This is a genomic window from Microbacterium barkeri (assembly GCF_027921765.1).
In the GTDB taxonomy this organism is placed as follows: domain Bacteria; phylum Actinomycetota; class Actinomycetes; order Actinomycetales; family Microbacteriaceae; genus Microbacterium; species Microbacterium barkeri.
Genome location: NZ_BSEJ01000001.1, coordinates 140,160 through 165,681, shown reverse-complemented (window position 1 = coordinate 165,681; position 25,522 = coordinate 140,160). Strand labels below are relative to the sequence as shown.

Below are 25,522 nucleotides of genomic sequence, written 5' to 3'. Positions count from 1 at the left end.
CACGCGACCCCCGACGCGCGCGGGACACTGGCCTGCATGAGCCCCGCCGTCCTCTTCCCCGGGCGGCGCTTCAGCGTCGCGGAGCTGCGCGCGGCGTGCCTCGACGGCGAGCTCGTCCCGTTCGGGGAGGGCTTCCTGCCCGCGGACGCGCCCACCCCGCCGCTCGTCCGGGCCGCGGCGCTCGCGCCGCTTCTGTCGCCGAGCTGCGCGTTCGTCGGGATGGCGGCGGCCTGGATCCACGGGGCGACTGGCGAGCCGCCGGATCCGCTCGACGTGCAGCGCGCGGTCCCCTGGCGCATCACCCGCGTCGTCGATCGGCGTCTCCGCTTCCACGACCAGGAGCTCTCCCCCGCCGACGTCGCGCTCCTCGGCGACACCGCGGTCGCCACGCCGGCACGCACCCTCGCCGACCTGGCGCGGGACGCCGCGCGTCCCGATCCGCGGGACCGCGGATCAGCCGATGCCGTGGCGCGCCTCGCCGCCGACGAGTCCACGCGGCGCGCGGCGCTCGCGTGGTTCCGTGCGCATCCTCGGCGCACCCACGCGGTCGCGGCCGTCGCCCTCCTCCGCGAGCTCGGACCGGACGGCCGGGGCGCGGCCGATCAGGAGGACGTCACGCGGTAGACGTCGTAGACGCCGTCGATGCGGCGCACGGCGTTCAGCACGCGATCGAGATGCACCGTGTCGCCCATCTCGAACACGTACCGCGAGATCGCGAGGCGCTCGCGCGTCGTGGACACGTTCGCCGACAGGATGTTCACGTGATGCTCGCTGAGCACGCGCGTGATGTCGGACAGGAGGCCTGCGCGGTCGAGGGCCTCGACCTGGATCTGCACGAGGAAGACGCTCTTGGTCGTCGGCGCCCACTCGACGTCGATCATCCGCTCGGGGTTGTCCTTGAGCGCACGGACGTTCGTGCAGTCCGCGCGGTGCACCGAGACGCCCTGCCCGCGCGTGATGAAGCCGACGATCTCGTCCCCGGGCACGGGCGTGCAGCACTTCGCGAGCTTCACGAGGATGTCGTCGGCTCCGCGCACGAGGACCCCGGAGTCCCCGCCGTGCACCTTCCGCTGCGACGCGGTCGCCGGCAGGTCGAGCGGACCCGTGGCGGGCTCGACCGTCTGGTGCAGCGCGGTGACCTTCTCGAGCACCGACTGCGTCGAGGTGTGCCCCTCGCCGACCGCGGCGTAGAGCGCGGAGACGTCCTCGAGGCGCAGCTGGTGCGCGACCTCCGCGAGCGAGTCCTTGAGGTTCTGCAGCGGCATGTTGTGGCGGCGCATCGCGCGCGCGATGGCCTCCTTGCCCTGCTCGATGGCCTCGTCGCGGCGCTCCTTCGTGAACCAGCCGCGGATCTTGTTGCGCGCGCGCGAGCTCTTGACGAACGCGAGCCAGTCCTGGCTCGGGCCCGCGTCGGGGTTCTTCGAGGTGAAGACCTCGACGATGTCGCCCGAGTTCAGCTGGGAGTCCAGCGGCACGAGACGTCCGTTGACCTTGGCGCCCATCGTGCGATGGCCGATCTCGGTGTGCACGGCGTAGGCGAAGTCGACGGGGGTCGCGCCCGCGGGCAGGCCGATCACGCGTCCCTTCGGCGTGAAGACGTAGACCTCCTTCGCGCCGATCTCGAAGCGCAGCGAGTCGAGGAACTCGCCCGGATCCTTCGTCTCCGCCTGCCAGTCGCTCAGGCGCGCGACCCAGGCCATGTCGGTGTCGGACAGCCGCTCGTCGACCTGGCCCGAGGCCATCCGCTCCTTGTACTTCCAGTGCGCGGCGACGCCGTACTCCGCCTGCTGGTGCATCTCCTGCGTGCGGATCTGGATCTCGACCGTGCGCCCGCCCGGGCCGATCACGGTCGTGTGCAGCGAACGGTAGAGATTGAACTTCGGGGTCGCGATGTAGTCCTTGAAGCGCCCGGGAAGCGGCGTCCAGCGCGCGTGGATCGCGCCGAGCACCGCGTAGCAGTCGCGCACGCTGCTCACGATCACCCGGATGCCGATGAGGTCGTAGATGTCGTCGAACTCGCGTCCGCGCACGACCATCTTCTGGTACACCGAGTAGAGCTGCTTCGGACGGCCGACGACGGTCCCGCGGATCCGGAGCTCGTGCAGGTCGATGCTCACGTCGTCGATGACGCGCTGCACGTACTGCTCGCGCTGCGGGGTGCGCTGCTTCACGAGGCTGTCGATCTCGTTGTAGATCTTGGGGTACAGCACGGCGAAGGAGAGGTCCTCGAGCTCGGACTTGATCGCCTGGATGCCCAGTCGGTGCGCGAGCGGCGCGTAGATCTCGAGGGTCTCCGTCGCCTTCTTCTTCGCCTTCTCGGGGGGCACGAAGCCCCACGTGCGCGCGTTGTGCAGGCGGTCGGCGAGCTTGATGACGAGCACCCGGATGTCCTTGGACATCGCGACGATCATCTTGCGGACGGTCTCAGCCTGGGCGCTCTCGCCGTACTTGACCTTGTCGAGCTTCGTGACGCCGTCGACGAGGAGCGCCACCTCGTCGCCGAACTCGGCGCGGAGGTCCTCGAGCGGGTACCCCGTGTCCTCGACGGTGTCGTGCAGCAGGGCCGCGGCGATCGCCTTCGGGCCGAGCCCGAGATCCGCGAGGATCTCGGCGACCGCGAGCGGGTGCGTGATGTACGGCTCGCCGCTCTGGCGCTTCTGGCCCCGGTGCTTCTCCGCCGCGACCTGGTACGCGCGCTCGATGATCGCGATGTCGCCGCGCGGGTGATTCGCGCGCACCGAGGTGAGGAGCTTGGAGAGGTCGGCGTAGCGGGGTGCCCTCGAGAAGATCCGCGGCACGAGCCGGCGCAGGCTCGTCGGGCTCGAGATGCTGTCCGCCATCGCTCTCCTCCCGCGCCCGCCGGGCGTGGACATCATCCTACGCCCGGCCGGACGCGCGCCGGTGCGGGGGTCGCGGTCAAGCCCGGGCCTCGAGCACGCGCGCGTCGCGCTGCGCGATGGCGGGCTCCTTCTCGCGCATGAGCGAGTACAGCGGGGCCGACACGAACAGCGTCGAGTACGTGGCCACGATGATGCCCACGAAGATCGACAGCGAGATGTCGGAGAGGGTCTCCGCGCCCAGCCAGAACACGCCGATGAAGAGGATCGCGGCCACCGGCAGGGCGGCGACGATCGACGTGTTGATCGAGCGGATGAGGGTCTGGTTGACGCCGAGGTTCACCGACTCGCCGAACGTGCGGCCGGAGATCTCGCCATCCTCCGCGGTGTTCTCGCGGATCTTGTCGAACACGACGGTCGTGTCGTACAGCGAGTAGCCGAGGATCGTCAGGAAGCCGATCACGGCGGCGGGCGAGATCGCGAAGCCCGCGAGCGAGTAGATCCCGATCGTGATGACGAGCACGTCGACGAGGCCGATGATCGCCGCGACGGACATCTTCCACGTGCGGAAGTAGATCGCCAGGATGACGAACGTCAGCAGGAGGAAGACGCCGAGACCCCACAGCGACTGGCGGGTCACGTCGGCGCCCCAGGTCGGGCCGATGAACGAGTCGGTCACCTCGGCCTGATCGACGCCGTACCCCTCGGCGAGGGCGGCGGAGACCTCGCGCGTCTCGTCCTGCGACATCTGCGAGGTCTGCACGCGGATGTCGGCGCCGCCGACGACCGTCACCTTCGCCTCGGCGTCCGGGACGACCGAGTGGACCGCCTCGGTCGCGATCGACTGGTCGGTGCTCGACGGCGCCGACACGGTGTACTGCGACCCGCCGGTGAACTCGATCGACAGCTCGACGCCGCGCACGAACGGCGCGAGCACCGAGAGCGCGATGAGCGCGATCGCGAGGATGAACCAGGTCCTGCGGCGGCCGACGAACGGAACCGACGCCTTGCCCGTGTAGAGGTCGTTGCCCCACTGTGCCATCGAGCGCATCAGACGTTCTCCTCCTTGCCGACGCGCTCGGCTGCGAGGCGCTCGGCTTCCTTCCGTTCCGCGATGGTCTGGCGTCGCTCCGCTTCCCCTCGCGCGCGCTGCGCGCGCGGCGCGACGGCGACGGGCTCGCGGAACTGGGCGCGCCCGCGGTACACGGCGCCGAGCGCCTCGGGGTCGAGGCCGGACAGCGGATGGCCGCCGCCGAAGAAGCGCGTGCGAGCGAGCAGCTGCATGACCGGGTGCGTGAAGATCACGAAGATCAGCACGTCGAGGACGGTCGTGAGCCCCAGGGTGAACGCGAAGCCCTTCACGGTCGCGTCGGCGAGGATGTACAGCACCACGGCGGCGAGGATGTTGATCGACTTCGAGATGTAGATCGTGCGCTTCGCGCGCGCCCAGCCGTCCTCGACCGCCCCGGTGATCGTCTTCCCGTCGCGCAGCTCGTCTCGGATGCGCTCGAAGTAGACGATGAACGAGTCGGCGGTGAAGCCGATCGTCACGATGAGGCCCGCGACGCCCGCGAGCGAGAGGCGGTAGCCGAGGCGCCACGAGAGGATGCAGAGGAGGATGTAGGTGAGCACCGCCATCACGGCGAGCGACGCGATGATCACGAAGCCGAGCGCCCGGTAGCTGATCGCGACGACGTACAGCGCGACGAGCCCGAGTCCGATGAGGCCGGCGATGAGGCCGATCTGCAGCTGCTGCGAGCCGAGCGTCGCGGAGATCGTGTCGGACGAGACGACCTCGAAGCTGATCGGCAGGGCGCCGAACTTCAGCTGGTCGGCGAGGGTCTGCGCCGTCTCCTGCGTGATGCCCTGGCCCGAGATGCTCGGGCGCCCGTCGGTGATCACGGCGTCCATGGTCGGCGCCGAGATGACCTTCCCGTCCAGCACGAACGCGAACATGTTGTACGGCTGGGTCTGGCCGTACAGCGCCTGGCTGACCTCGCCGAAGGTCTCGGTGCCCTCCGCATCGAAGCGCAGCTGCACGGCCCACTGGCCGTTCTGCTGCTGCACGACCGCCTGCGCGTCGGTGATCGACGAGCCGTCCATCTCGAGCGGGCCGAGGAGGTACTTGGCCGTGCCCGACTCGTCGCACGCGATGAGCGGCTGATCGGGCGACGCCGCGGCCGGGTCGCTCGGCTGGGCGCAGTCGTAGGCGAGGTACTCCGCCTGGAGCCTCGGCGTGATCCACGCGGGGTCGTTGCCCGCGGTCGGCTCAGCCGTGGGCGTCGCGGGAAGCGACGGGTCGGGCGTCGGGTAGGGCGTCGTCTCGCCGTCCTCGCCCACGAACGTGTTGGAGGCCTGGTTGGCGTACAGCACCTTGCGCAGCTGCATCTGCGCGCTCGCCTGGACGCGCTCGCGCGTCGCGTCGTCGGCGACGCCGGGGATCTGCACGACGATGTTGCTCGCGCCCTGCGTCGTCACCTCGGCCTCGGAGACGCCGGATGCGTCCACGCGCTGGCGGATGATCGTCACCGCCTGGCGCATCTGCTCGTCGGTCGGGGTCGCGCCGTCGGTCTGCGCCTCGAGGACGATCTGCGTGCCGCCCTGGAGGTCGAGCGCGAGCTCGGGGACCCACGAGCTCTTCTGGAACACGTGCACGCCGAGCGCGTTGATGCCGAAGAGCACCGCGGTCAGCACGAGGAGGGCGGTGAGAGTGCGCAGCGCTCTGCGCACGGGTGAGGATGTCGCCACGGGACGTCAGCTTTCCGGTCGGCCGGCCGCCCCGCTCTCCGCGGGCCGGCCGGTCAGGGAGATGTCAGTTCTTGGGCTTGTCGTCGCCCGGGAGCTCGGTCGAGCCCGTGCCGTCGGCGTCCGGCGTGCGGTCGTCGGTCGTGGGCTTCTCGACGTCGGCGCCGCTGAGGTTGAGCAGCTCCTGCTCGGCGTCGGCCGGCTCCTCGTCCGCCGGAGCGTCCTCGTCGGCCGTCTCCGCGACGGCCGTCTCGGGAGCGAGGTCGATCGCCTGGGCGTGCACCTCGATCACGACGCCGGGGGCGATCTCGACCTCGGCGGGCTTCGTGAGGTCCTCGGGGTCGAAGGCGACGATCGTGCCGAACAGGCCGCTGCGCGTCATGATGCGCGCGCCGGGCACCATCTGCAGCTGGCGGCGCTCCTGCTCCTCCTTCATCTTCTTGGTGCGGCGGCGCGAGCTGATGAACATGAACACCAGCAGCGCGGCCAGGACGACGAGGAGGAGGATATCCATGGAGGAAGCGCCTTTCAGACGTGCGTGAGCCGTCATCGGCTCGGGAGGGTGACGACGCCGGAGAGCCCGACGCGAAGTCTTCAGCGATTATAGGTCATCGAGTTTCAGCGGCGTCTGCCCGTGCGCGGCGTGGGCGACGCCGAGGTGCGCGTAGGCCTCGGGGGTCGCGATCCGGCCCCGGGGCGTGCGCCCCATGAAGCCGATGCGGACGAGGTACGGCTCGACCACGCTCTCGACCGTGTCGGCCTCCTCCCCGACCGACACCGCGAGCGTGCCGAGCCCGACGGGGCCGCCGCGGAACCGCCGCACGAGCGCGTCGAGCACCGCCCGGTCGAGGCGATCGAGCCCGATGCGGTCGACGTCGTACAGCTCGAGCGCCGCGCGGACGTCCTCGAGGGTCGCCGCCCTGCCGCCTGCACGCACGAGCGCGAAGTCGCGCACGCGTCGCAGCAGCCGGTTCGCGATGCGGGGCGTCCCGCGTGATCGGCGAGCGATCTCCTCGCGCTGCGGACCGGCGAGGTCCATCCCGATCACCCGCGCCGAGCGCGCGATGACCTGCTCGAGCTCCTCCGGCTCGTAGTACTCGAGGTGCGCCGTGAAGCCGAACCGGTCGCGCAGCGGGTTCGGCAGCATTCCCGACCGCGTCGTCGCGCCCACGAGGGTGAACGGCGCCAGGTCGAGCGGGATGCTCGTCGCGCCGGCTCCCTTGCCGACCATGATGTCGATCCGGAAGTCCTCCATCGCGAGGTAGAGCATCTCCTCGGCCGTGCGTGCCATCCGGTGGATCTCGTCGATGAACAGCACCTCCCCCGGCACGAGGCTCGACAGGAGCGCCGCGAGGTCGCCCGCGTGCTGGATGGCCGGGCCGCTCGACATCCGCAGCGGGCGGCCGCTCTCGTGCGCGACGATCATGGCGAGCGTCGTCTTGCCGAGGCCGGGCGGTCCGGCCAGGAGGATGTGGTCGGCGGGGCGGTCCTGGATGCGCGCGGCGTCGAGGAGGAGCTGGAGCTGGCCGCGCACCTTGTGCTGGCCGACGAACTCCTCGAGGCTCGCGGGACGCAGCGCCCCCTCGATCGCGAGCTCGGTGTCGTCTGCGGGCTCGGGCGATGCGATGTCGCGCTCAGCCACGTGCGCCTCCCGGCTGCGCGGGGCCCAGCGCCGCGAGCGTGAGGCGCAGCAGCGCCTGGACCGAGGCGCGATCCGCGTCGGACGCGGTCTCCGCGGCCGCGGCCACCGCATCGGAGGCGACGCGCTCGGGCCATCCGAGCCCCGTCACCGCCTGCGTGACCTGCGAGACGACGTCGTGCGGGGCGCCGCCGACGCGCCCCGCCGACGGCGCGGGGGCGGCGAGCTTGCCCTGGAGCTGCAGGGCGATGAGCTTGGCGGTCTTCGGCCCGATGCCGGACACCTTCCGGAACGGCTTGTCGTCCTCGTTCGCGACGGCCTCGGCGATCTGGTCGATCGTGAGGCCCGACAGCACGCCGAGCGCCGACTTCGGGCCCACGCCCGTCACGCCGAGGAGGATCGCGAACACCTCGAGCTCGTCGCGCTCGGCGAACCCGAACAGCGCGAGCTGATCCTCGCGGACGATGAGGTGCGTGTGCAGGAGGATCTGCTCCCCCGTCCGCGCGGTGCGGGCGACGTCGACGGGGACCGCCACGGACAGGCCGACGCCCCCGACCTCGACGACGACGCTGTCGGCGCCGGTGTGCAGCACGGTTCCGCGCAGAGACGAGATCATCCCTCCACCCTACGGTGCGTCGTACCTATGTTCGAGACGACACGCTCACCGCGCGACCGCGCCGCGCGTGCGCCGCTCCGCGGCCGCCCAGGCCCGCTGGGCGGGGGTGAGCGCGTCCGCCGTCGCCGCGGTCGGAGCGGGGCCGCCCCGCCATGCGTGGCAGAGCGCGAGCGCGAGCGCGTCGGCGGCGTCGGCCGGGCGTGGCAGCTCGTCGAGCCGCAGGACCCGCGCGACCATCGTCTGCACCTGGAGCTTGTCGGCCGAGCCGTAGCCCGTGATCGCCGCCTTGACCTCGCTGGGCGTGTGGGTCGCTGTCGGCAGCCCCGCCTCCGCGGCGAGGAGCAGCGCGACGCCGGCCGCCTGGGCCGTTCCCATCACGGTCGAGCGGTTCTGCTGCGCGAACACGCGCTCCACGGCCACGACGTCGGGCGTGTGCGCGGCCAGCACCTCGCGGATGCCGCGCGCGATGATCGCGAGCCGCTCGGCCACGGTCGCGTCGACGGGCGACCGGACGACGCCCACGTGCACGAGCGCGGCGGTGCGATCGCGCTGCACGTCGACGACGCCCACTCCGCAGCGGGTGAGTCCGGGGTCGATGCCGAGCACGCGCATGCCTCCACGCTACGCGCCCGTGGCATCCGCCCCGGGACCCCGCGCCGGAGCCCCCGCGCCGGAATCCGGCCTCGGCGCCGACACGCCGGCCCGGCGCCGAGAGTGCGGCCCGGCGACGAGAGTGCGCGCCCGCGCCCGGAGGCGCGCCGCCGTCGCGCCCCTGGGCGCCCGGGCGCAGTCTCGGCGCTGGTTCGCGGTCTCACGGGCGCGCGCCGAGCGCAGCGGGAAGCGTCATGAGCAGAGCGTCGCGGGGTGCGCGACGCTGCGGCAGCCCCACGGTGCGGAGCGCGGCGATCAGCTCCGCGGGCGCCCGCACCTCCGACCATCCCCACCGCACGACCTCGCCGCACTCGCGAAGGAAGCGCTCTCGCCGCTTCTCGGCGAGGATGGCCTCCGCGGGAGCGCCCCGCGAGCCGTCGTACTTGAGAGCGCCGTCCGCCTCGCCGGTGATGCGCTCCGCGCGCCACCGCATGTCGACGCGGAACTCGCCACCGCGCGTCGGCACGACGACCTGGAGCTCGGGGACCTCGAAACCGGACCACGCCACGACGCACCGGTTCGCGCTCTCCAGCGGGGTCTCGGCGAGTCCGTCCGCGAATCGGATGGCCTCCTCCGCCTTCGCGCGGCCGCGGGCACCCCTCCACCGCGCGTTCCGTCGGAGCAGCTCGGCGCCATCCGGTGCGTCCGCGCGTCGCAGGAGCGCGTCGAGCATCGCCGTTCCGATGACAGGGTGCCGGAGGCGAGCGACATCGAGCGCGGTGTCGGCCGGGCCGACCGCCGTGACGCCCGCGGCGCTGACGAGCTCTCGCGGCCGGGCGCTCCGGTGCGCTCGGACTCCCGCGGTCGCGCGGGAGGTGCCGTTCGCCGTCAGCACGTGCACCTCGTCGGGGTGGCCGAAGACGGGTGCGCCCTGCAGAGCCGCCGCGGATTCGAGACAGAGGACGGCCTCGGGATGGAGGAGGGCGAAGGCGTGCACGCGCGCGAGGTAGCGCTCCCACGGTCTCAGTCCGCGATACGCCGCGGCCTCGGCGTACACCCCGCGGAAGAGGCGCACGAGCCTGCCCCGCTGCTGCGCGCGGTCGAGACGGACATCCGAGTCGCGCGGCAGGAGCAGCGGAATCGGCGAGGGCAGAATCGGCGAGGGCAGGATCGGCGGAGAGACGAGCTCGGACATGACATCAGGCTCTGGTCTCGTCGACGCCGCATCCGCGCCGAGGCGCCGCTGTGGACGCGACGCGCCGGACGGCGCACGACGTGCACACGGCGACACCCCGGCGCACAGGCCCCGTCGCGCGCTCGCGCCGTCGAGACAGCAGGCCGGCGCCCGGCGACGGTGCGCGCGCCGAGCGCCGCGGCAGGGCCTCCCCGCTCGGCGCGAGGCCCGGATGAGCCGGGGTCCGCACGCGCGTTGACGCACGGACGGGAGCCCGCGCCGAGGCGCGGACTCCCGTGTGGCGCTACTGCTGCGCGCGCTCGAGGACGAGCTCGCGCACGCGCGCGGCGTCGGCCTGGCCCTTCATGGCCTTCATGACGGCGCCGATGATGGCGCCCGCTGCCTGGACCTTGCCGTCCTTGATCTTCGCGAGCACATCCGGCTGCGCGGCGAGGGCGTCGTCGATCGCGGCCACGAGGGCGCCGTCGTCCGACACGACCGCGAGTCCGCGGGCGTCGACGACCTCCTGCGGGGTCCCCTCGCCCGCGATGACGCCCTCGAGCACCTGGCGCGCGAGCTTGTCGGTGAGCGTGCCCGCCTCGACGAGCCCCTGGAGGGCGGCGACGTCGGTTGGGGCCACGAGCTCGGCGGGCTCGCGGCCCTCCGCGTTCGCGATGCGGGTGATCTCGCCCGTCCACCACTTGCGAGCGGCCGCGGGCGAGGCGCCGGCGGCGACCGTGGCCTCGACCTCCGCGAGCAGCCCGCCGTTCGCGACGTCCTGGAACTCGAGGTCGGTGAAGCCCCACTCCGTCTTGAGACGACGACGGCGTGCCGCGGGCGGCTCCGGCAGCGCAGCGCGCAGCTCCTCGATGAGGGCCTCGGTCGGCTCGACCGGCAGGAGGTCGGGTTCCGGGAAGTACCGGTAGTCGTCGGCGTCCGACTTCGGACGGCCCGGCGAGGTCGTGCCGGTGTCCTCGTGCCAGTGCCGGGTCTCCTGGATGATCGTGCCGCCCTCGGCGAGGATCGCGGCCTGACGCCGGATCTCGTAGCGCACGGCGCGCTCGACCGAGCGCATCGAGTTCACGTTCTTCGTCTCGGTGCGGGTGCCGAGCCGCTCGGCGCCGCGCGGGCGGAGCGAGACGTTCGCGTCGCACCGGATGTTCCCGCGCTCCATGCGCGCCTCGGAGATGCCCAGGCCGCGCGCGATCTCGCGGATCGTCGCGAGGTACGCCTTCGCGAGCTCGGGTGCGCGATGCTCCGCCCCGAAGATCGGCTTCGTGACGATCTCGACGAGCGGCACGCCCGCCCGGTTGTAGTCGACGAGCGAGTACTCCGCTCCCTGGATGCGGCCGGTCGAGCCGCCCACGTGCGTGAGCTTGCCGGCATCCTCCTCCATGTGCGCGCGCTCGATCGGGATGCGGAAGACGTCGCCGCCCTCGAGCTCCACCTCGATCTCGCCCTCGTAGGCGATGGGCTCGTCGTACTGGCTGATCTGGTAGTTCTTCCCGAGGTCGGGATAGAAGTAGTTCTTGCGCGCGAACCGGCTCGACGGCGCGATCGAGCAGCCCAGCGCGAGCCCGAGGCTGATCGACGAGCGGATGGCCTCCGCGTTGACCGTCGGCATGGAGCCGGGAAGACCCAGGTCGACGGGCGCGACGAGCGTGTTCGGCTCGGCGTCGTGGAACGCCGAGTGGGCGGGGTTACCCGCCTCGGAGAACATCTTCGTCTTCGTGTTGAGCTCGACGTGGACCTCGAGGCCGATCACGGGCTCGAAGAGCTCGAGGGCCTTGTCGAAGTCCATCAGCTTGTCCTTGGCCATCAGCGGGCCCCTCCTTCGAGCAGCGATCCGCCCAGTCGCGGCGCGCGGTCCAGCAGCGGGCCGCCCCACGCGTCGACGAGCAGCGCCTCGAGGGCGGCGCCGACGCGGTAGAGGCGGACGTCCTCGCGCGCCGGCGCGAGGAACTGGATGCCCGTGGGCAGCCCGTCGTCCGACGCGAGACCGGACGGGATCGAGATGCCGGGCACGCCCGCGAGGTTGGCGGGGATCGTCGTGAGGTCGTTGAGGTACATCGAGAGCGGGTCGTCGATCTTCTCGCCGATGCGGAACGCGGTCGTCGGCGCGGTCGGCGTCGCGATGACGTCGACGTCCGCGAACGCGCGCGCGAAGTCCTGCTGGATGAGCGTGCGGACCTTCTGCGCGCTGCCGTAGTAGGCGTCGTAGTACCCGGCGGACAGCGCGTAGGTGCCGAGGATGATGCGGCGCTTGACCTCGGGACCGAAGCCCGCGTCGCGCGTGGCCGACATGACGTCCTCGACCGTCCCTCCGGGCACGTCGACGCGCATGCCGAAGCGCACGGAGTCGAACTTCGCGAGGTTGCTCGAGGCCTCGGCGGGGAGGATGAGGTAGTACGCGGCGACCGCGTACTCGAAGTGCGGGGCGCTGACCTCGACGATCTCCGCGCCCTGCGCCTCGAGCGTCTCGAGCGCCGCCCGGAACGACTCCGCGACGCCCGGCTGGAAGCCGCTGTCGGGAAGCTCCTTCACGACGCCGACGCGCAGGCCCTTCAGCACGTCGCCGCGCGCGCCCTCGCGGGCCGCGGCGGCGAACGAGGGCCACGCGTCCGCGAGCGACGTCGCGTCGTGCGGGTCGTGCCCGCCCACGACGTCGTGCAGGAGCGCGGAGTCGAGCACCGTCCGGGTGACCGGGCCGATCTGGTCGAGCGACGATGCGAGGGCGATCGCGCCGTAGCGGCTCACGCCGCCGTAGGTCGGCTTCACGCCGACCGTGCCGGTGACGTGCGCGGGCTGGCGGATCGATCCGCCCGTGTCCGAGCCGAGCGCGAGCGGTGCCTCGAAGGCCGCGACGGCGGCGGCGGACCCGCCGCCCGATCCGCCGGGGATGCGGTCGAGGTCCCACGGGTTGCGCGTGGGCCCGTAGGCCGAGTGCTCGGTCGACGAGCCCATCGCGAACTCGTCCATGTTCGTCTTGCCGAGCGGCACGAGGCCCGCCGCGCGCGCCCGGGCGACGACCGTCGCGTCGAACGGCGACATGTACCCCTCGAGGATGCGCGAGCCGGACGTCGACGGCATGTCGGTCGTCACGAGCACGTCCTTGATCGCGAGCGGGACGCCCGCGACGGGTCCGAGCTCCTCGCCCGCCGCGCGACGGCGGTCGACGGCCTCGGCGGCCTCGAGCGCGTGATCGCTCACGTGGAGGAAGGCGTGCACGTCGCCGTCCACCTCGGCGATGCGGTCGAGGTGCGCCTGCGTGGCCTCGACGCTCGAGATCTCGCCCTCGGAGAGCTTCTCGGCGAGGTCGGCGGCGGTCAGTCGGATGATGTCGCTCACTGCTGCTCCTCGCCCAGGATGGCCGTCACGCGGAACCGGGCGCCGTCGGCGTCCGGCGCGTTCTGCAGCGCCTGCTCGGTCGTGAGCATGCGGCCGACCTCGTCGGCGCGGAAGACGTTCTGCATCGGGATGGGATGGCTCGTCGCCGGGACGTCGGAGGTCGCGACCTCGCCGACCTTCGCGATGTTGTCGACGATCGCGTCGAGCTCTCCGGTGAGGCGGGTCACCTCCTCGTCGTCGAGCTGGATCCGGGCGAGCACACCGAGATGGCGCACGAGATCAGGGGTGATTTCAGACACCCGACAAGTCTAGGCGGTGGCGGTCTGCGCTCCGGCTGCGCGCCCCTAGGCTGGAGGCGTGACGCAGCCGTTCGACCCGCCCCGTCCCTGGGTTTCCTCCTACGCGGAGGGCGTGCCCCACGATCTGCCTCCGATCAGCGGATCGCTCCTCGATCTCGTCGACGCCTCGGCACGGGACTTCCCCGGCGCCCCCGCGCTGCAGTTCTTCGGGCGGGTCGTGGACTACGCCGACCTCCGCGCCCAGATCGACCGGGCCGCCGCCGGCCTCCTCGCCCGAGGCGTCCGCAAGGGCGACCCCGTCGCGATCATCCTGCCGAACTGCCCGCAGCACATCGTCGCCTTCTACGCCGTGCTCCGGATCGGGGCCGTCGTCGTCGAGCACAACCCGCTCTACACGCCCCGCGAGCTGCGCAAGCAGTTCGAGGATCACGGCGCGAAGCACGCCATCGTGTGGAGCACCCTCGTCGACACCGTGCGCGCGTTCCCCGCCGACCTCGCCGTGAAGACGCTGATCTCGGTCGACATCACGCGCGGCATGCCGCGTCTCATGCAGCTGGCGCTGCGGCTGCCCGTGCCGAAGCTGCGCGAGACGCGTGCCCAGCTCACGACGTCCGTGCGGGGCGCCGACGCGTGGGAGGACGTCGTCAGGCACGACCCGCTGCCGGCGTCTCACCCGCGGCCCGCGACCGACGACCTCGCGATCATCCAGTACACGAGCGGCACGACCGGCGATCCCAAGGGCGCGGCGCTCACGCACCGCAATCTGCTCGCCAACGCCGCGCAGGCGCGCGCGTGGACGCCGGGCGTCGCGCGCGGCGAGGGCACGGTCGTGTACGCCGTGCTCCCGATGTTCCACGCCTACGGCCTGACCCTGTGTCTCACCTTCGCCATGTCGCAGGCCGCGCGCCTCGTGCTCTTCCCGAAGTTCGATCCCGACATGGTGCTCGCCGTGACGCGACGCCACCCCGCGACCGTGCTGCCCCTCGTCCCGCCGATCGCGGAGCGCCTGCTCAAGCGCGCGCGAGAGAAGGGCGTGTCGCTCGCCGGGACGCGCATCGGCGTCTCGGGCGCGATGGCGCTCGACGAGCAGCTCGTCGTGCCGTGGGAGGAGGAGACGGGCGGCTACCTCGTCGAGGGCTACGGCCTCTCCGAGTGCTCGCCCGTGCTCATCGTCAATCCCGTCTCGGAGAACCGGAAGGCCGGCGCGATCGGCCTGCCGCTCCCGGGCACCGAGGTGCGGATCGCCGACCCGGACGACCCGTCGCGCGATGCAGCGCCGGGCGCCCCCGGCGAGCTGCTCGTACGGGGTCCGCAGGTCTTCGGCGGGTACTACGGCCGGCCGGAGGCCACCGCCGCGGTCTTCCACGAGGACTGGTTCCGCACGGGCGACGTCGTCACGATGGACGAGGACGGCTTCATCTCGATCGTCGACCGCATCAAGGAGCTCATCATCACGGGCGGCTTCAACGTGTCGCCGACCGAGGTCGAGATCGCGCTCCGCCAGCATCCGTCCGTTGCCGACGCCGCCGTGGTGGGGCTGCCGAGCGCGCACAGCGGGGAGGAGGTCGTCGCCGCGATCGTCCTCGACGAGGGAGCCGAGGTCGACGAAGAGGATGTCCGGGCGTTCGCGCGCGGGATCCTCACGCCGTACAAGGTCCCCCGTCGGGTCTTCGTCGTCGACGAGCTGCCGACCTCGATGATCGGCAAAGTGCTGCGCCGCGAGGTGCGGGAGCGACTCCTCGCGCTCACGTCGGGCGGCTGACCGGCCTCACTCCCCCAGCGCGGCGGGCCCCTCCGTCACGAGGAGGTGGAACTGCGCGGCGTCGATGATGCGCACGCCGAGCGCCTCCGCCTTCGCGAGCTTCGACCCCGCCCCCGGCCCGGCCGCGACGAAGTCGGTCTTCTTGCTCACGCTCGACGCGGCCTTCCCCCCGGCTCGCATGATCGCCTCCTGGGCGCCCTCGCGCGTGTACCCCTCGAGGCTGCCGGTCGCGACGACCGTGAGACCCGAGAGCACACCGCCCTCCGCCTCGGCCGCCCCGGGCCCCGGATGGCCGGGCGTGTGGAAGCGCACGCCCGCCGCCGTCCACCGGTCGACGATCTCGCGATGCCAGTCCACGTCGAACCAGTCCAGGAGCGAGTCGGCGATGATCCCGCCGACGCCGTCGACGGCGGCGAGCTCGTCGCGCGATGCCGCGCGGATCGCATCGAGCGAGCCGAACCAGCCGGCGAGGGCGCGCGCGGCGACGGGGCCGACGTGACGGATGTTGAGCGCGACGAGCAGGCGCCACAGCTCCTTCGTCTTGGCCTTCTCGAGCTCCTCGAGGAGCTTCTCGGCCTGAGCGGACGGGTGGAGCACGACGTGGTCCTTGCGGACGCCCGCCGCTCGCCGCTCGGACGGCGTCGCATCCTCCCAGCCCGGCGGGTAGGTCAGCTCCCGCCGCTGGAACGGGGCGCGGCGCACGAACTCGCCGGTCGCCTCATCGACGCGCTTCTCGCCGGTCTCGGCGTCGCGCACGATCACCTCGATCGGCACGAGCTGCTCCATGGTGAGCTCGAACAGACCGGCCTCGGTGCGCAGCGGCGGCTCTGCGGGAACGGACGGCTGGGTGAGCGCGGCCGCCGTGACCTCGCCGAGCGCCTCGATGTCGAGCGCGCCACGCGAGCCGATGTGCTCGACGCGGCCGCGCACCTGGGCGGGGCAGTCCTTCGCGTTGGGGCACCGGAGGTCGATGTCGCCCTCCTTCATGGGGCGCAGCGGCGTGCCGCACTCGGGGCACGTCTCGGGCATGACGAACGCCCGCTCCGAGCCGTCGCGCAGCTCGGCCACCGGGCCGAGCACCTCGGGGATGACGTCTCCCGCCTTGCGCAGCACGACGGTGTCGCCGATCAGCACGCCCTTGGCCTTCACGACGTCCTGGTTGTGCAGCGTCGCCTGGCGCACGACGCTGCCCGCCACGAGAACGGGCTTCATGACGGCGTACGGTGTCGCGCGCCCTGTGCGCCCCACCGAGACCACGATGTCGAGGAGCTCGGTGTTCACCTGCTCGGGAGGGTACTTGTAGGCGATCGCCCACCGCGGCGCGCGGCTCGTCGCGCCGAGCTCGTCGTGCAGGGCGAGCTCGTCGACCTTGATGACGATGCCGTCGAGCTCGTGCTCGACCGAGTGCCGGTGCTCTCCGTAGTGCGCGACGAAATCCAGGACGCCGTCCACGTCGTCCGACGTGCGCAGATAGGGGCTCGTCGGCAGACCCCACTCGGCGAGCAGGCCGTAGACCTCGCTCTGCGACGCGACCGGCGGATCGGGCCACGCGCCGATCCCGTGCACATACAGCCGCAGCGACTCGATCCGCGCGATGCCCGCTTCGAGCTCGAGCCCATCCTTCTTGTCGAGCTGCTGCCGGAGGCCGCCGCTGGCGGCGTTGCGCGGGTTGGCGAACGCCGGGAAGCGCCGGTCGGCGCTGCGGCGAGCCTTCTCCTCGTCGAATCCGGGGCGCGCCGCCGCCTCGGAGACGACGCGCTCGCGCAGGCGGGCCTGCAGCGCGTTCAGCTCCTCGAACGCCGCGACCGGGATGAACACCTCGCCGCGCACCTCCACGAGCGGCGGATGGCCCGTCCCCGAGAGCCGCTCGGGGATCCCGGCGACCTGCAGCGCGTTGACGCGGACATCCTCGCCGACGCGTCCGTCGCCGCGCGTGGCCGCCGAGGTGAGGACGCCGTGCTCATAGCGCAGCGCGATCGCCAGCCCGTCGATCTTGAGCTCGGTCAGCCAGCGCACGGCGCGCCCCGCCGACGCCTGGGTCTTCGCGCACCACTCCGCGAGCTCCTCGAGGGAGAAGACGTTGTCGAGGCTCAGCATGCGTTCGGCGTGCTGGACGGGCGCGAGCATCGTGGCGTCGGCCGCGCCGACGGTCTGGGTGGGCGAGTCCTGTCCCTGCAGCTCCGGATGGCGCCGCTCGATCGCCTCGAGCCGCTGCAGCCATCCGTCGTAGGTCGCGTCGTCGACGAGGGCCGCGTCCTCGCCGTAGTACGCGTCGCGTGCGCGGAGGATCTGCTCGGTGAGGGTCGCCGCCTCGGCGCGCGCCTCGTCGAGGGTCAGGTCGGGGAGCTCGAAGTCGCCGTCGGTCACGCTCTCAGTCTAGGAACCGGGTCGGACATCCGCGGCGTGTCACGCTTCGACGGGCACGGCGCTCACGGTCCGGTCGATCGTGCACTGGCCGACGACGCGCGTGCCGTCGTAGATGACGGCGGTCTGACCGGGCGCGACGCCGTCGAGGGGCGCTTCCGGCGTGACGACGAGCTCTCCCCCGCGCACGACGGCGATGGCGGGGACCGGGTCGGCGTGCGCGCGGATCTGCACGTCGCACGCGAACGGCTCGCCGGGCGTCTCGGGCGCCGCACCGGCCCACGTGTAGCGCGCGCCCGCGATCTCGGCGGTCGCGAGCGCCTCCTTCGGGCCGACGACGACCTCGTTGGACACCGGGCGGACCTCGAGGACGAAGCGCGGCTTTCCGTCGGGTGCCGGCACGCCGAGCCGCAGCCCCCTGCGCTGCCCCACGGTGAACGCGTGCGCCCCCTCATGGCTGCCGACGACCGAGCCCGTGCGGTCGACGATGTCGCCGGGAGCCGCGCCCATGCGCTCGGCCAGGTAGCCGCGGGTGTCTCCGTCGGGGATGAAGCAGATGTCGTAGCTGTCGGGCTTGGACGCGACGGAGAAGCCGCGAGCCTCGGCCTCGGCGCGCACGAGCGCCTTCGATGGCGTGTCGCCGAGCGGGAAGTACGTGTGCGCGAGCTGCTCGGCCGTGAGCACCCCGAGGACGTAGGACTGGTCCTTCGCCTCCTCGCTCGATCGGTGCAGCTCGAGGCCGCGCGGCCCATCGCGCAGGATCGCGTAGTGGCCCGTGCAGACCGCGTCGAAGCCCAGCTCGAGCGCGCGATCGAGGAGAGCGGCGAACTTGATGCGCTCGTTGCAGCGCATGCACGGGTTCGGGGTGCGCCCCGCGCGGTACTCGCTCAGGAAGTCGTCGATGACGTCGTCGCGGAACCGCTCGGAGAAGTCCCACACGTAGAACGGGATGCCGAGGCGGTCGGCGACGCGCCGCGCGTCCATCGCGTCCTCGATGGTGCAGCAGCCCCGGCTGCCGGTGCGCAGGGTGCCCCCGGCACGCGAGAGCGCGAGGTGCACGCCGACGACGTCGTGGCCGGCCTCGACGGCGCGCGCAGCGGCGACCGCGGAGTCGACTCCGCCGCTCATGGCCGCCAGGACGCGCATGCCCTCCAGTCTACGAGCGCCCGCCTGAGGAGGGGCCAGAGCGTGCGACGAGGCGGCGGTACGCCGCGGGCAGCGCCGTCGCGATCGCCTCCGCGTCGGCCTCGACGGAGGTGCGCCCGAACGAGATGCGCAGGACCTGCCGCGCCTCCTGCTCGGTGCGGCCCGTCGCGAGCACCACGTGCGAGGGCTCGCTGACGCCCGCCTGGCACGCCGACCCGGTCGAGACGGCGATCCCCGCCTGGTCGAGCAGGAAGAGCATCGACTCCCCGGCCGCGCCGGGGAGCAGGAGATGGAGGGTGGAGGGAAGTTGGTGCTCCTCATCTCCCAGCACCACCGCCTCCGGGAGCTCGGTCCGCAGGCGGCCGACGACGCGGGCGCGCAGCCTCTCCATCCGGATGGTCTCGGTCTCGCGCTCGCGCTCCGCGAGCTCCACGGCGACCGCGAGGGCCGCGGCGCCCGCGACGTCCTGGGTCCCCGAGCGCAGCGCGCGCTGCTGCCCGCCGCCGTGGAGCAGAGCGTGCGGCGCAGCCGCGCGCGAGACGACGAGCGCGCCTGTGCCGACCGGCGCTCCCACCTTGTGGCCGGAGACGCTCAGCGCGACCAGTCCGCGCGCGCCGTCGACGGAACCGCGCCACGCGCGGAAGTCGACCGGGAGGTGCCCGAGCGCGGCGACCGCGTCGAGGTGAAGGGGCACGCCCGCCTCCGCCGCGCCCGCGCTCAGGGCGGGCGCATCCTGCACGGTTCCCGTCTCGTTGTTCGCGACGAGCGCGGTCGCGAGCGCGACGCGCGGATCGGCGGCGACGCGCGCGAAGGCCGCGGGATCGATGCGCGCACGGTCGTCGATCGGGACCGGCGCGACCTCGGCGCCCTCGACGCGTCGAAGCCAGTCCACCGTGTCGAGCACGGCGTGGTGCTCTCCGTCTGGCAGCACGATCACGTCGCGCCCCTCCGCGCGCGCCCACCAGAGGCCCTTGAGGGCGAGGTTGACGGACTCGGTCCCGCCCGAGGTCAGGACGACCTCGATCGGCTCGCATCCGAGTGCGCGCGCGATGCGCTCGCGAGCGTCCTCGAGCGCGCGTCGCGCGCGCTGCCCCGCGCCGTGCACGGATGACGCGTTGCCCACGAGCGCACTCGCCTGGATCCACGCCTCGCGCGCCTCGGGACGCAGCGGCGTGGTCGCGGCGTGGTCGAGGTACGAGCTCACAGCGACCGCGCGGTCAGAACAGCAGCGAGCTCAGGCGCCCGCGCGCGCGGACGACCCGCGCGTCGGTGGCTCCGATGACGCCGAAGAGCTCCACGAGGCGCTCCTGCACGGGGGCGCGCCGATCGGACGGGAGCGCTGCGAAGAGGTCCAGCAGCCGGTCGAAGGCGTCGTCGACGTGCCCGCCCGCGACGTCGAGGTCCGCCACGAGGAGCTGGGCATCGACGTCCTCCGGCGCCGCGGCGGCGGCTGCGCGCGCCGCGTGGAGGTCGACGCCCTGGATCCGGTGCAGCAGCCGCACCTGCGCGAGGCCGGCCGAGGCCTCCGCGTCGCGCGGGTTCTCCTTGAGCGCGCGCTCGTAGGCGTCGGCGGCGCGGGTGTAGTCGCCCGCCTCGATCGCGTCGAACGCCTCCTGGTGGAGCGGCGGCAGGGCGGGCGCGGCCGCCTCGTCCGCCGGCGCATCGCCGTCGGACGGCACGGGGACCGTCCCGGTGACCCCGTTCTGCGCCGCGAGCTGCAGCAGCTGCGCGAACACCTGGCGCACCTGCTCCTCCGGGACGGCGCCGGTGAACAGCGGGACGGGCTGTCCGGCGACCAGGGCGACGACCATCGGGATCGACTGCGCGCGGAACGCCTGCGAGAGCTGCGGGTTCGCGTCGACGTCGACCTTCGCGAGGACGAGCCGGCCGCCGTGCTCGACGACGACCTTCTCGAGAACGGGGCTCAGCTGCTTGCAGGGGCCGCACCACTCGGCCCACAGGTCGACGACGACCGGCACGCGCTGGGAGAGCTCGAGGACCTCGCCGAAGGTCGCGTCGGTGACATCGAAGACGAGCGCCGGCGCCGGCGCGCCGGGCGCTCCGCCCGCCGGGGGCGACGCGGGCGCGGCCGGGCGGTTCTTCAGCGTCGACAGGTCGACAGCGCCGCGCAGCACGGCGCCGGGGGCGACGTCACTCATGGATCACCTTCCGAGACGGGGATGGGGAGACTTCGAGCCTATTCGCCTTCCGGGGCGTCGGCGTCGCCCTCCGAGGCCTCGGCGTCCTCGGGCTCGGGCAGGAGCTCGGCCGACTGGATGGCGGACGTGTAGCCGAGCAGGCGGATCCGCTCGTCCGACCCCTGCGCGGGCACGAAGAAGAAGAGCTGATCGGTGTAGCGCGTCTCGACGCCCGTGGGCGACTCGGTCTCCCCCGTGAGGAGGGAGAGGGCCGCGTCATCCTCGAAGCGGATGACGGCGTCCTCGTTCGTCGGGCGGACGGTCTCGGTCTCGTCGACGCCGACCGCGACGATCGCGCCGCTGTCGAGCGTGGCCAGCGCGATCGGAGGCGTCGGGTTCGCCCCCTGCGCGTACTCGATCGTGCCCGTCTCGGCGCCGGTCTCGTTGAAGCTGTCGATCGTCGCCTGGCGCTTCTCGGCCACGGCGGTCAGGAAGCCGTCGTTCGAGATGTCGAAGAGATCGGCGTACTCGCTCTCCTCGCCGCGGCCGATGATGTCGGCGTAGGCCGCCGCCACCTGATCGGGCGCCAGCGCGAGGAACGGCGAGTCGGGGGCGACGAGCGCGGCACCCAGCCACGCGGGCGCGAGCTGCGGCGTCTCGGCCGCCGCCTCGAGGTTGGCGAGGTAGGTGACCCGGTAGCGCGACCACGGGTCGTCCTGCGTCATCGAGAGGATCGTGGGGGCGACCGTCGTGTCGTCCTCGTCGGCGACGATGAGCAGCGCCGTCCGCGGCCATCCCTCGACGGCCTGCGGCAGGACGATGCTCGCGGGGCCGGTCGGGATCGAGACCGCCTGCGGGTAGTCCTCGATCTCGGCGCGGAGCCGGTAGTTGACCTCGCGCGTCTCGAGCGCGAGGCCCGAGAGGCGGTGCGAGGCGAGGTCGATGTCGAGGCTCTCGTCGGCCGCGGCGACGGTCTCCGAGATCTCGCCGACAATGCGGTCGGCCTGGGCCTCGGTGAGGGAGGACGGCTGCTGATCGGGCGCGAGCGTGGCGGTCGCCGTCGGGGTCGGGGTCGGCGTCGGGGCGCCGCCGAGCTCGGGCCACGAGTCTGCCGTGCACCCTGCGAGCAGGCCGACGGAGAGGCCGAGTGCGGGCACGGCGACGAGCGCCCGCCGACCGCGGCGCGACGTCGAGATGACGCCCTTCGATGCGCCGTCGTCGTCTCCGTCGGCAGGAGGGAGGGCCGGGCCCTTGCGGATGGGGCCGCGCCGGCGTCGGGTGTGGCGCAGCGCCAGGATGTACAGCACGAGGCCCGTCACCAGGAAGATGCCGCCGAGGACCATGAGCGGCCCGAACCAGGGGGTCTTCTGGTCGAGCGGCCACACGATCGACACGTCCGACGGCGCCGGCTGGCTGCCGTCGACCGCGACGAGCATGCTCATCCCCTCGGGGAGCTGATCCGTCCGGACGATCTCGTCCTCGGCGGTCTGCTCCTCGATCCAGAGGTCGGATCCCTGCGGGTTCCGCCCCTCCGTGCCGTCGGTGGGCTCGACCTCCGGCTCGACGACGCTCGTCACGAGCTCGTCGCCGTCGCCGGCGCTCACGCGGTTGTAGCGCTGGTCCGAGAGCCACGCCTCGAGATCGGCGGTGCGGCCGTAGGCCGTGTAGAGGGGGCCCTCTCCCCGGACCGTGAGGGTCTGCGCGCCGGGGCGGAGCGCGAACGCGTCGCCGTCGATCACGAGGTACGGCAGCTCCTCGTCGACCGAGACGGTCTGCTCGGCGGACTCGGGGCCCAGGAACACGGTGCGCTGCGCCAGTCCGGCGCCGAACGACGCCGCCGCGAGCACGAAGGCCAGAACCGCCCACACGAAACGCACGAAATGACTCCTCGCCGACCCGCGCGAGGGCGGCGGGTCTCGACATCCGACTGCTCAGGTTAGCGAATCGAACTGAAAGGCGCCCACGAGCAGGTCGCTCTCGGGCGCGGCGCCGACGCACCCCTATCCTGGCGAGAGGCCCGCGGCGCGCAGCCGTCGGCCGGGAGAAGGGCGCGTATGAAGATCCACAACCCGTTCCGGCTCGCGCTCGTCGCGACGCTCGGCGTCGGCCTGGGGCTGCTGCTCATCGAGGGCCTGCAGTCGCTCTCGACGATCATCCTCTACGTGGGGACGGCGCTGTTCATCTCGCTCGGCCTCGACCCCGTGGTCTCGTGGCTCGAGCGCCGCCGCCTGCCGCGCTGGCTGGCCGTCACGATCGCGATCCTCGCCGTCCTCGGGCTCTTCACCGGGATCGTCCTGATCATCCTGCCGGTGCTCGTGGATCAGATCGGGCAGCTGGTGGGTCAGATCACGCTCATCGTCAACCGCGGGACCTTCCTCGACGATCTGCGCGAGTGGTCGCTCGCGACCTTCCCGACGCTCGAGATCGACACCGTCCTCGACTTCGTGAACGACTGGCTCACGAGCAACATCGACACGATCAGCGAAGGCGTCGTGGGCGTCACGCTCAATGTCGTCCAGGGTCTCTTCGGCGCGTTCATCGTGCTCATCCTGACGATCTACCTCACGGCGTCGACCCCGTCGCTCAAGTCGGCCCTCTACCGCATGGTGCCCGCGTCGAAGCGCGAGGGCTTCACGAACATCGCCGAGCAGATCACCGACTCGGTCGGCTACTACGTCATGGGCCAGATCACGCTCGCCGCGATCAACGGCGTGCTCAGCGCGATCTTCCTCACGATCATCGACGCGCCCTACCCGACCGTCCTCGCGGTCGTCGCGTTCCTGGGCTCGATGATCCCGCTCGTCGGCACGATCTCGGGCTCGACGATCATCGCTCTCACCTGTCTCATCCCCGGACTCGGCTCCCCCACGACGGCGATCATCGCCGCCGTCTACTACCTCGTGTACATGCAGATCGAGGCGTACGTCCTGTCACCCCGCATCATGAGCCGGGCGGTCTCCGTCCCCGGCGGCGTCGTCGTGATCGCGGCGCTCGCGGGCGGCGCGCTGCTGGGCCTCCTCGGCGCGCTCATCGCGATCCCGGTGGCCGCGAGCGTGCTGATCATCTACCGGCAGGTGCTCATCCCGCGCATGAACGCGCGCTGATCAGGCGTCGGGCCACTCCGTCGGCAGGGGGGCCGCGGCGGGATTCACGACCTCGACGATCTCGTTCAGCACGCGCGCGGTCTGCTTCTCGCCCACCCACAGGTGCTTGCCGCCCTCGACGGGCACGAGCCGGAGGTGCGGGATGAGCGCGAAGCGCTCGGCGGCCTCCGCGGGGCGGAGGTAGTCGTCGAACTCGGGGATGAGCGCGACGAGCGGCCGGGGGTCGCCCTGCCAGGCGCGCAGGTCGTCGTCCCCGGCCCGGTGCAGCGGCGGGGAGAGCAGGATGGCGCCCTCGATCGGATGCGGACGGCCGTGCTTGAGCGCGACCTCGGTCCCGAAGGACCATCCGAGAAGCCAGGGGCGGGGAAGACCGCGCTCTGCGACGAGGTCCATGGCGGCCGCGAGGTCGGCCGCCTCCGCGACGCCGTCTCCGAAGGCCCCCTCGCTCGTACCGCGCGGGGACGTCGTCCCTCGTGTGTTGAAGCGCAGGACAGCGAGGTCCGCGAGCGCGGGGAGGCGCGCTGCGGCCTTCCGGATGATGTGCGAGTCCATGAACCCGCCCGCCGTGGGCAGCGGGTGGAGCGTGACGAGGGTCGCGACCGGCTCTCGCTCGAGCGGCGTCGCGAGCTCCCCGACGAGCGTCAGCCCGTCGGACGTGCGCAGCTCGATGTCCTCGCGGCGCGCGGGCAGCAGGGCGGCTCCGCGGATCTCCATCCGGTCCTCCTCAGAACAGCTTCCAGCAGTGGGTGTGCCAGTGACGGCGCGCCGCGAGATCCGCCTGGGGGCCGAGGACGCCGTCCTCGCGCCACACCACGACGTGCGCGGCGCCGATCTCGATGAGGTTCGCGCAGCCGGGGCAGGCGTACGTCTTCTCCGAGCGGCCGGGACCGACCGGCTGCACCGACCACTCGTGTCCGCGCCGGAACTCCGTGCGACGCCAGCCGGCGATGAGGCGGTCGAGCGAGGCGTCGCCGCCGCTGTCGCGCCGGCGGCGGTTCGACCGCGGCACGGCTCAGTACCAGCCGACCGACTCGGAGTGCCCCCACGCGCCGCAGGGCGTGCCGTAGCGGCCGCCGATGTAGTCCAGCCCCCACGCGATCTGCGTCGCGGGATTCGTCTGCCAGTCGGCGCCGTGGCTCGCCATCTTGCTGCCCGGGAGCGACTGCGGGATGCCGTAGGCGCCGCTGGACGGGTTGTACGCGCTCACGTTCCACCCCGACTCGCGGTTCCAGAGCGCGACGAGGCAGGCGAACTCGCTGTCGTTCCAGCCACGGCCGGTCACCATCTCGTAGGCGATCGCCTGCGCGGTGCCGGGGTCGGGTGCGACGAACGGCGCGGCCCAGCTCTCCTGCTGAGGGGCCTGCTGGCCGCCCTCGGGGACCTCCGCGACCTCGGGGGTGGGCGTCGGCGTGGGGGTCGGCTTGACGTACACCTCGTAGGCGCCGAAGTCGAGGCTGCCCGCGTGCGCGAGGTCCGCCGCGGCGATGTAGACCTGCGCCTCGTCGGCTGCCGTGGCGAACGACGACGTCCCCTCGGTCGCCTGCTCGGCCTGCGCCATCGAGGCGCCGGTCGTGACGATCGTGCCGCCCAGGAGGCCGAAGGCCGCGAGCCCCGCGAGCACCGACATCACGCGACGGCGGGGCGTGCGCTCGTGCGTCGACGTCTGCAGGAGCGCCGCGTGCTGGGTCGCGATGGCGCGCGCCTCGCGGCGCGTGAGGGCTCGGGTCTGCTCGGGTCCGGAAGTCACAGTTCCTCGAGT

The 25,522-nt window shown here is 72.5% G+C and carries 22 protein-coding genes; 3 read left to right on the top strand and 19 right to left on the bottom strand.

Going from position 1 to position 25,522, the window contains the following annotated elements; all coding sequences use genetic code 11:
- The first annotated feature begins 36 nt into the window (after positions 1–36).
- The gene (locus tag PKE79_RS00840; protein ID WP_271171771.1) at positions 37–624 is read left to right on the top strand and encodes an SAM-dependent methyltransferase; all 588 of its coding nucleotides are present in this window, start codon (positions 37–39) and stop codon (positions 622–624) included.
- Here PKE79_RS00840 and PKE79_RS00835 read toward each other — a convergent pair.
- The 11 genes from PKE79_RS00835 to gatC form a co-directional block, all read right to left on the bottom strand.
- Positions 603–2,873 (bottom strand): RelA/SpoT family protein, encoded by a 2,271-nt coding sequence (locus PKE79_RS00835; RefSeq protein WP_374727728.1) that lies wholly within the window; start codon positions 2,871–2,873, stop codon positions 603–605. The genes PKE79_RS00840 and PKE79_RS00835 overlap by 22 nt on opposite strands.
- A 43-nt stretch (positions 2,874–2,916) precedes the next feature.
- A complete protein-coding gene (secF, locus tag PKE79_RS00830) occupies positions 2,917–3,888 on the bottom strand; it encodes a protein translocase subunit SecF (RefSeq protein ID WP_271171769.1) in 972 nt (323 codons plus the stop codon).
- Positions 3,888–5,585 carry a protein translocase subunit SecD gene (gene secD / locus PKE79_RS00825; RefSeq protein ID WP_271171768.1) on the bottom strand — a complete coding sequence of 566 codons (1,698 nt, stop codon included), beginning with the start codon at positions 5,583–5,585 and terminating at the stop codon, positions 3,888–3,890. Before secD ends, secF begins: the two co-directional genes overlap by 1 nt.
- A gap of 64 nt (positions 5,586–5,649) precedes the next feature.
- Positions 5,650–6,096, bottom strand: a complete 447-nt coding sequence (locus tag PKE79_RS00820; protein WP_271171767.1) for a preprotein translocase subunit YajC — start codon at positions 6,094–6,096, stop codon at positions 5,650–5,652.
- A gap of 87 nt (positions 6,097–6,183) precedes the next feature.
- Positions 6,184–7,224: a Holliday junction branch migration DNA helicase RuvB gene (ruvB, locus tag PKE79_RS00815; protein WP_271171766.1), complete on the bottom strand. Its 1,041-nt coding sequence runs from the start codon at positions 7,222–7,224 to the stop codon at positions 6,184–6,186.
- A complete protein-coding gene (ruvA, locus tag PKE79_RS00810) occupies positions 7,217–7,837 on the bottom strand; it encodes a Holliday junction branch migration protein RuvA (RefSeq protein ID WP_271171765.1) in 621 nt (206 codons plus the stop codon). Before ruvA ends, ruvB begins: the two co-directional genes overlap by 8 nt.
- Before the next feature lie 45 nt (positions 7,838–7,882).
- On the bottom strand, positions 7,883–8,449 hold the full coding sequence (gene ruvC, locus PKE79_RS00805; RefSeq protein WP_271171764.1) for a crossover junction endodeoxyribonuclease RuvC: 567 nt from the start codon (positions 8,447–8,449) through the stop codon (positions 7,883–7,885).
- A gap of 199 nt (positions 8,450–8,648) precedes the next feature.
- The gene (locus PKE79_RS00800) at positions 8,649–9,623 is read right to left on the bottom strand and encodes a type IV toxin-antitoxin system AbiEi family antitoxin (RefSeq protein ID WP_271171763.1); all 975 of its coding nucleotides are present in this window, start codon (positions 9,621–9,623) and stop codon (positions 8,649–8,651) included.
- 283 nt (positions 9,624–9,906) lie between these two features.
- Complete coding sequence (gatB, locus tag PKE79_RS00795; protein ID WP_271171762.1) at positions 9,907–11,421, bottom strand: Asp-tRNA(Asn)/Glu-tRNA(Gln) amidotransferase subunit GatB; 1,515 nt, start codon at positions 11,419–11,421, stop codon at positions 9,907–9,909.
- Positions 11,421–12,950, bottom strand: coding sequence for an Asp-tRNA(Asn)/Glu-tRNA(Gln) amidotransferase subunit GatA (gatA, locus tag PKE79_RS00790; protein WP_271171761.1), 1,530 nt, complete (start codon positions 12,948–12,950; stop codon positions 11,421–11,423). Before gatA ends, gatB begins: the two co-directional genes overlap by 1 nt.
- A complete protein-coding gene (gatC, locus tag PKE79_RS00785) occupies positions 12,947–13,249 on the bottom strand; it encodes an Asp-tRNA(Asn)/Glu-tRNA(Gln) amidotransferase subunit GatC (protein ID WP_271171760.1) in 303 nt (100 codons plus the stop codon). Before gatC ends, gatA begins: the two co-directional genes overlap by 4 nt.
- Before the next feature lie 58 nt (positions 13,250–13,307).
- On the opposite strand from gatC, the gene PKE79_RS00780 reads away from it, so the two are divergent.
- Positions 13,308–15,011, top strand: coding sequence for a long-chain-fatty-acid--CoA ligase (locus PKE79_RS00780; protein ID WP_271171759.1), 1,704 nt, complete (start codon positions 13,308–13,310; stop codon positions 15,009–15,011).
- A 6-nt stretch (positions 15,012–15,017) separates the two neighbouring features.
- On the opposite strand, the gene ligA is transcribed toward PKE79_RS00780, so the two are convergent.
- Genes ligA through PKE79_RS00755 form a run of 5 tightly spaced genes read right to left on the bottom strand, consistent with a single transcriptional unit; the run spans position 15,018 to position 22,536 of the window.
- Positions 15,018–17,378, bottom strand: a complete 2,361-nt coding sequence (gene ligA / locus PKE79_RS00775; RefSeq protein WP_271171758.1) for an NAD-dependent DNA ligase LigA — start codon at positions 17,376–17,378, stop codon at positions 15,018–15,020.
- Positions 17,379–17,417: 39 nt separating this feature from the next.
- On the bottom strand, positions 17,418–18,521 hold the full coding sequence (gene mnmA / locus PKE79_RS00770) for a tRNA 2-thiouridine(34) synthase MnmA (RefSeq protein WP_271171757.1): 1,104 nt from the start codon (positions 18,519–18,521) through the stop codon (positions 17,418–17,420).
- 10 nt (positions 18,522–18,531) lie between these two features.
- Entirely contained in the window at positions 18,532–19,725 is a 1,194-nt protein-coding gene (locus tag PKE79_RS00765; RefSeq protein WP_271171756.1) for a cysteine desulfurase family protein, read from the bottom strand.
- 13 nt (positions 19,726–19,738) lie between these two features.
- Positions 19,739–20,680, bottom strand: a complete 942-nt coding sequence (locus tag PKE79_RS00760; protein WP_271171755.1) for a tetratricopeptide repeat protein — start codon at positions 20,678–20,680, stop codon at positions 19,739–19,741.
- Positions 20,681–20,718: 38 nt separating this feature from the next.
- Positions 20,719–22,536, bottom strand: a complete 1,818-nt coding sequence (locus tag PKE79_RS00755) for a DUF8094 domain-containing protein (protein WP_271171754.1) — start codon at positions 22,534–22,536, stop codon at positions 20,719–20,721.
- A gap of 177 nt (positions 22,537–22,713) precedes the next feature.
- Between PKE79_RS00755 and PKE79_RS00750 the strand changes: the two genes are divergently transcribed.
- Positions 22,714–23,763, top strand: coding sequence for an AI-2E family transporter (locus PKE79_RS00750; protein ID WP_271171753.1), 1,050 nt, complete (start codon positions 22,714–22,716; stop codon positions 23,761–23,763).
- On the opposite strand, the gene PKE79_RS00745 is transcribed toward PKE79_RS00750, so the two are convergent.
- Genes PKE79_RS00745 through PKE79_RS00735 form a run of 3 tightly spaced genes read right to left on the bottom strand, consistent with a single transcriptional unit; the run spans position 23,764 to position 25,510 of the window.
- Entirely contained in the window at positions 23,764–24,477 is a 714-nt protein-coding gene (locus tag PKE79_RS00745; protein WP_271171752.1) for an alpha/beta hydrolase, read from the bottom strand.
- A 10-nt stretch (positions 24,478–24,487) separates the two neighbouring features.
- Positions 24,488–24,772: an Rv1322 family protein gene (locus PKE79_RS00740; RefSeq protein WP_271171751.1), complete on the bottom strand. Its 285-nt coding sequence runs from the start codon at positions 24,770–24,772 to the stop codon at positions 24,488–24,490.
- A gap of 3 nt (positions 24,773–24,775) precedes the next feature.
- Positions 24,776–25,510, bottom strand: coding sequence for an aggregation-promoting factor C-terminal-like domain-containing protein (locus tag PKE79_RS00735; protein WP_271171750.1), 735 nt, complete (start codon positions 25,508–25,510; stop codon positions 24,776–24,778).
- Positions 25,511–25,522 lie beyond the last annotated feature (12 nt).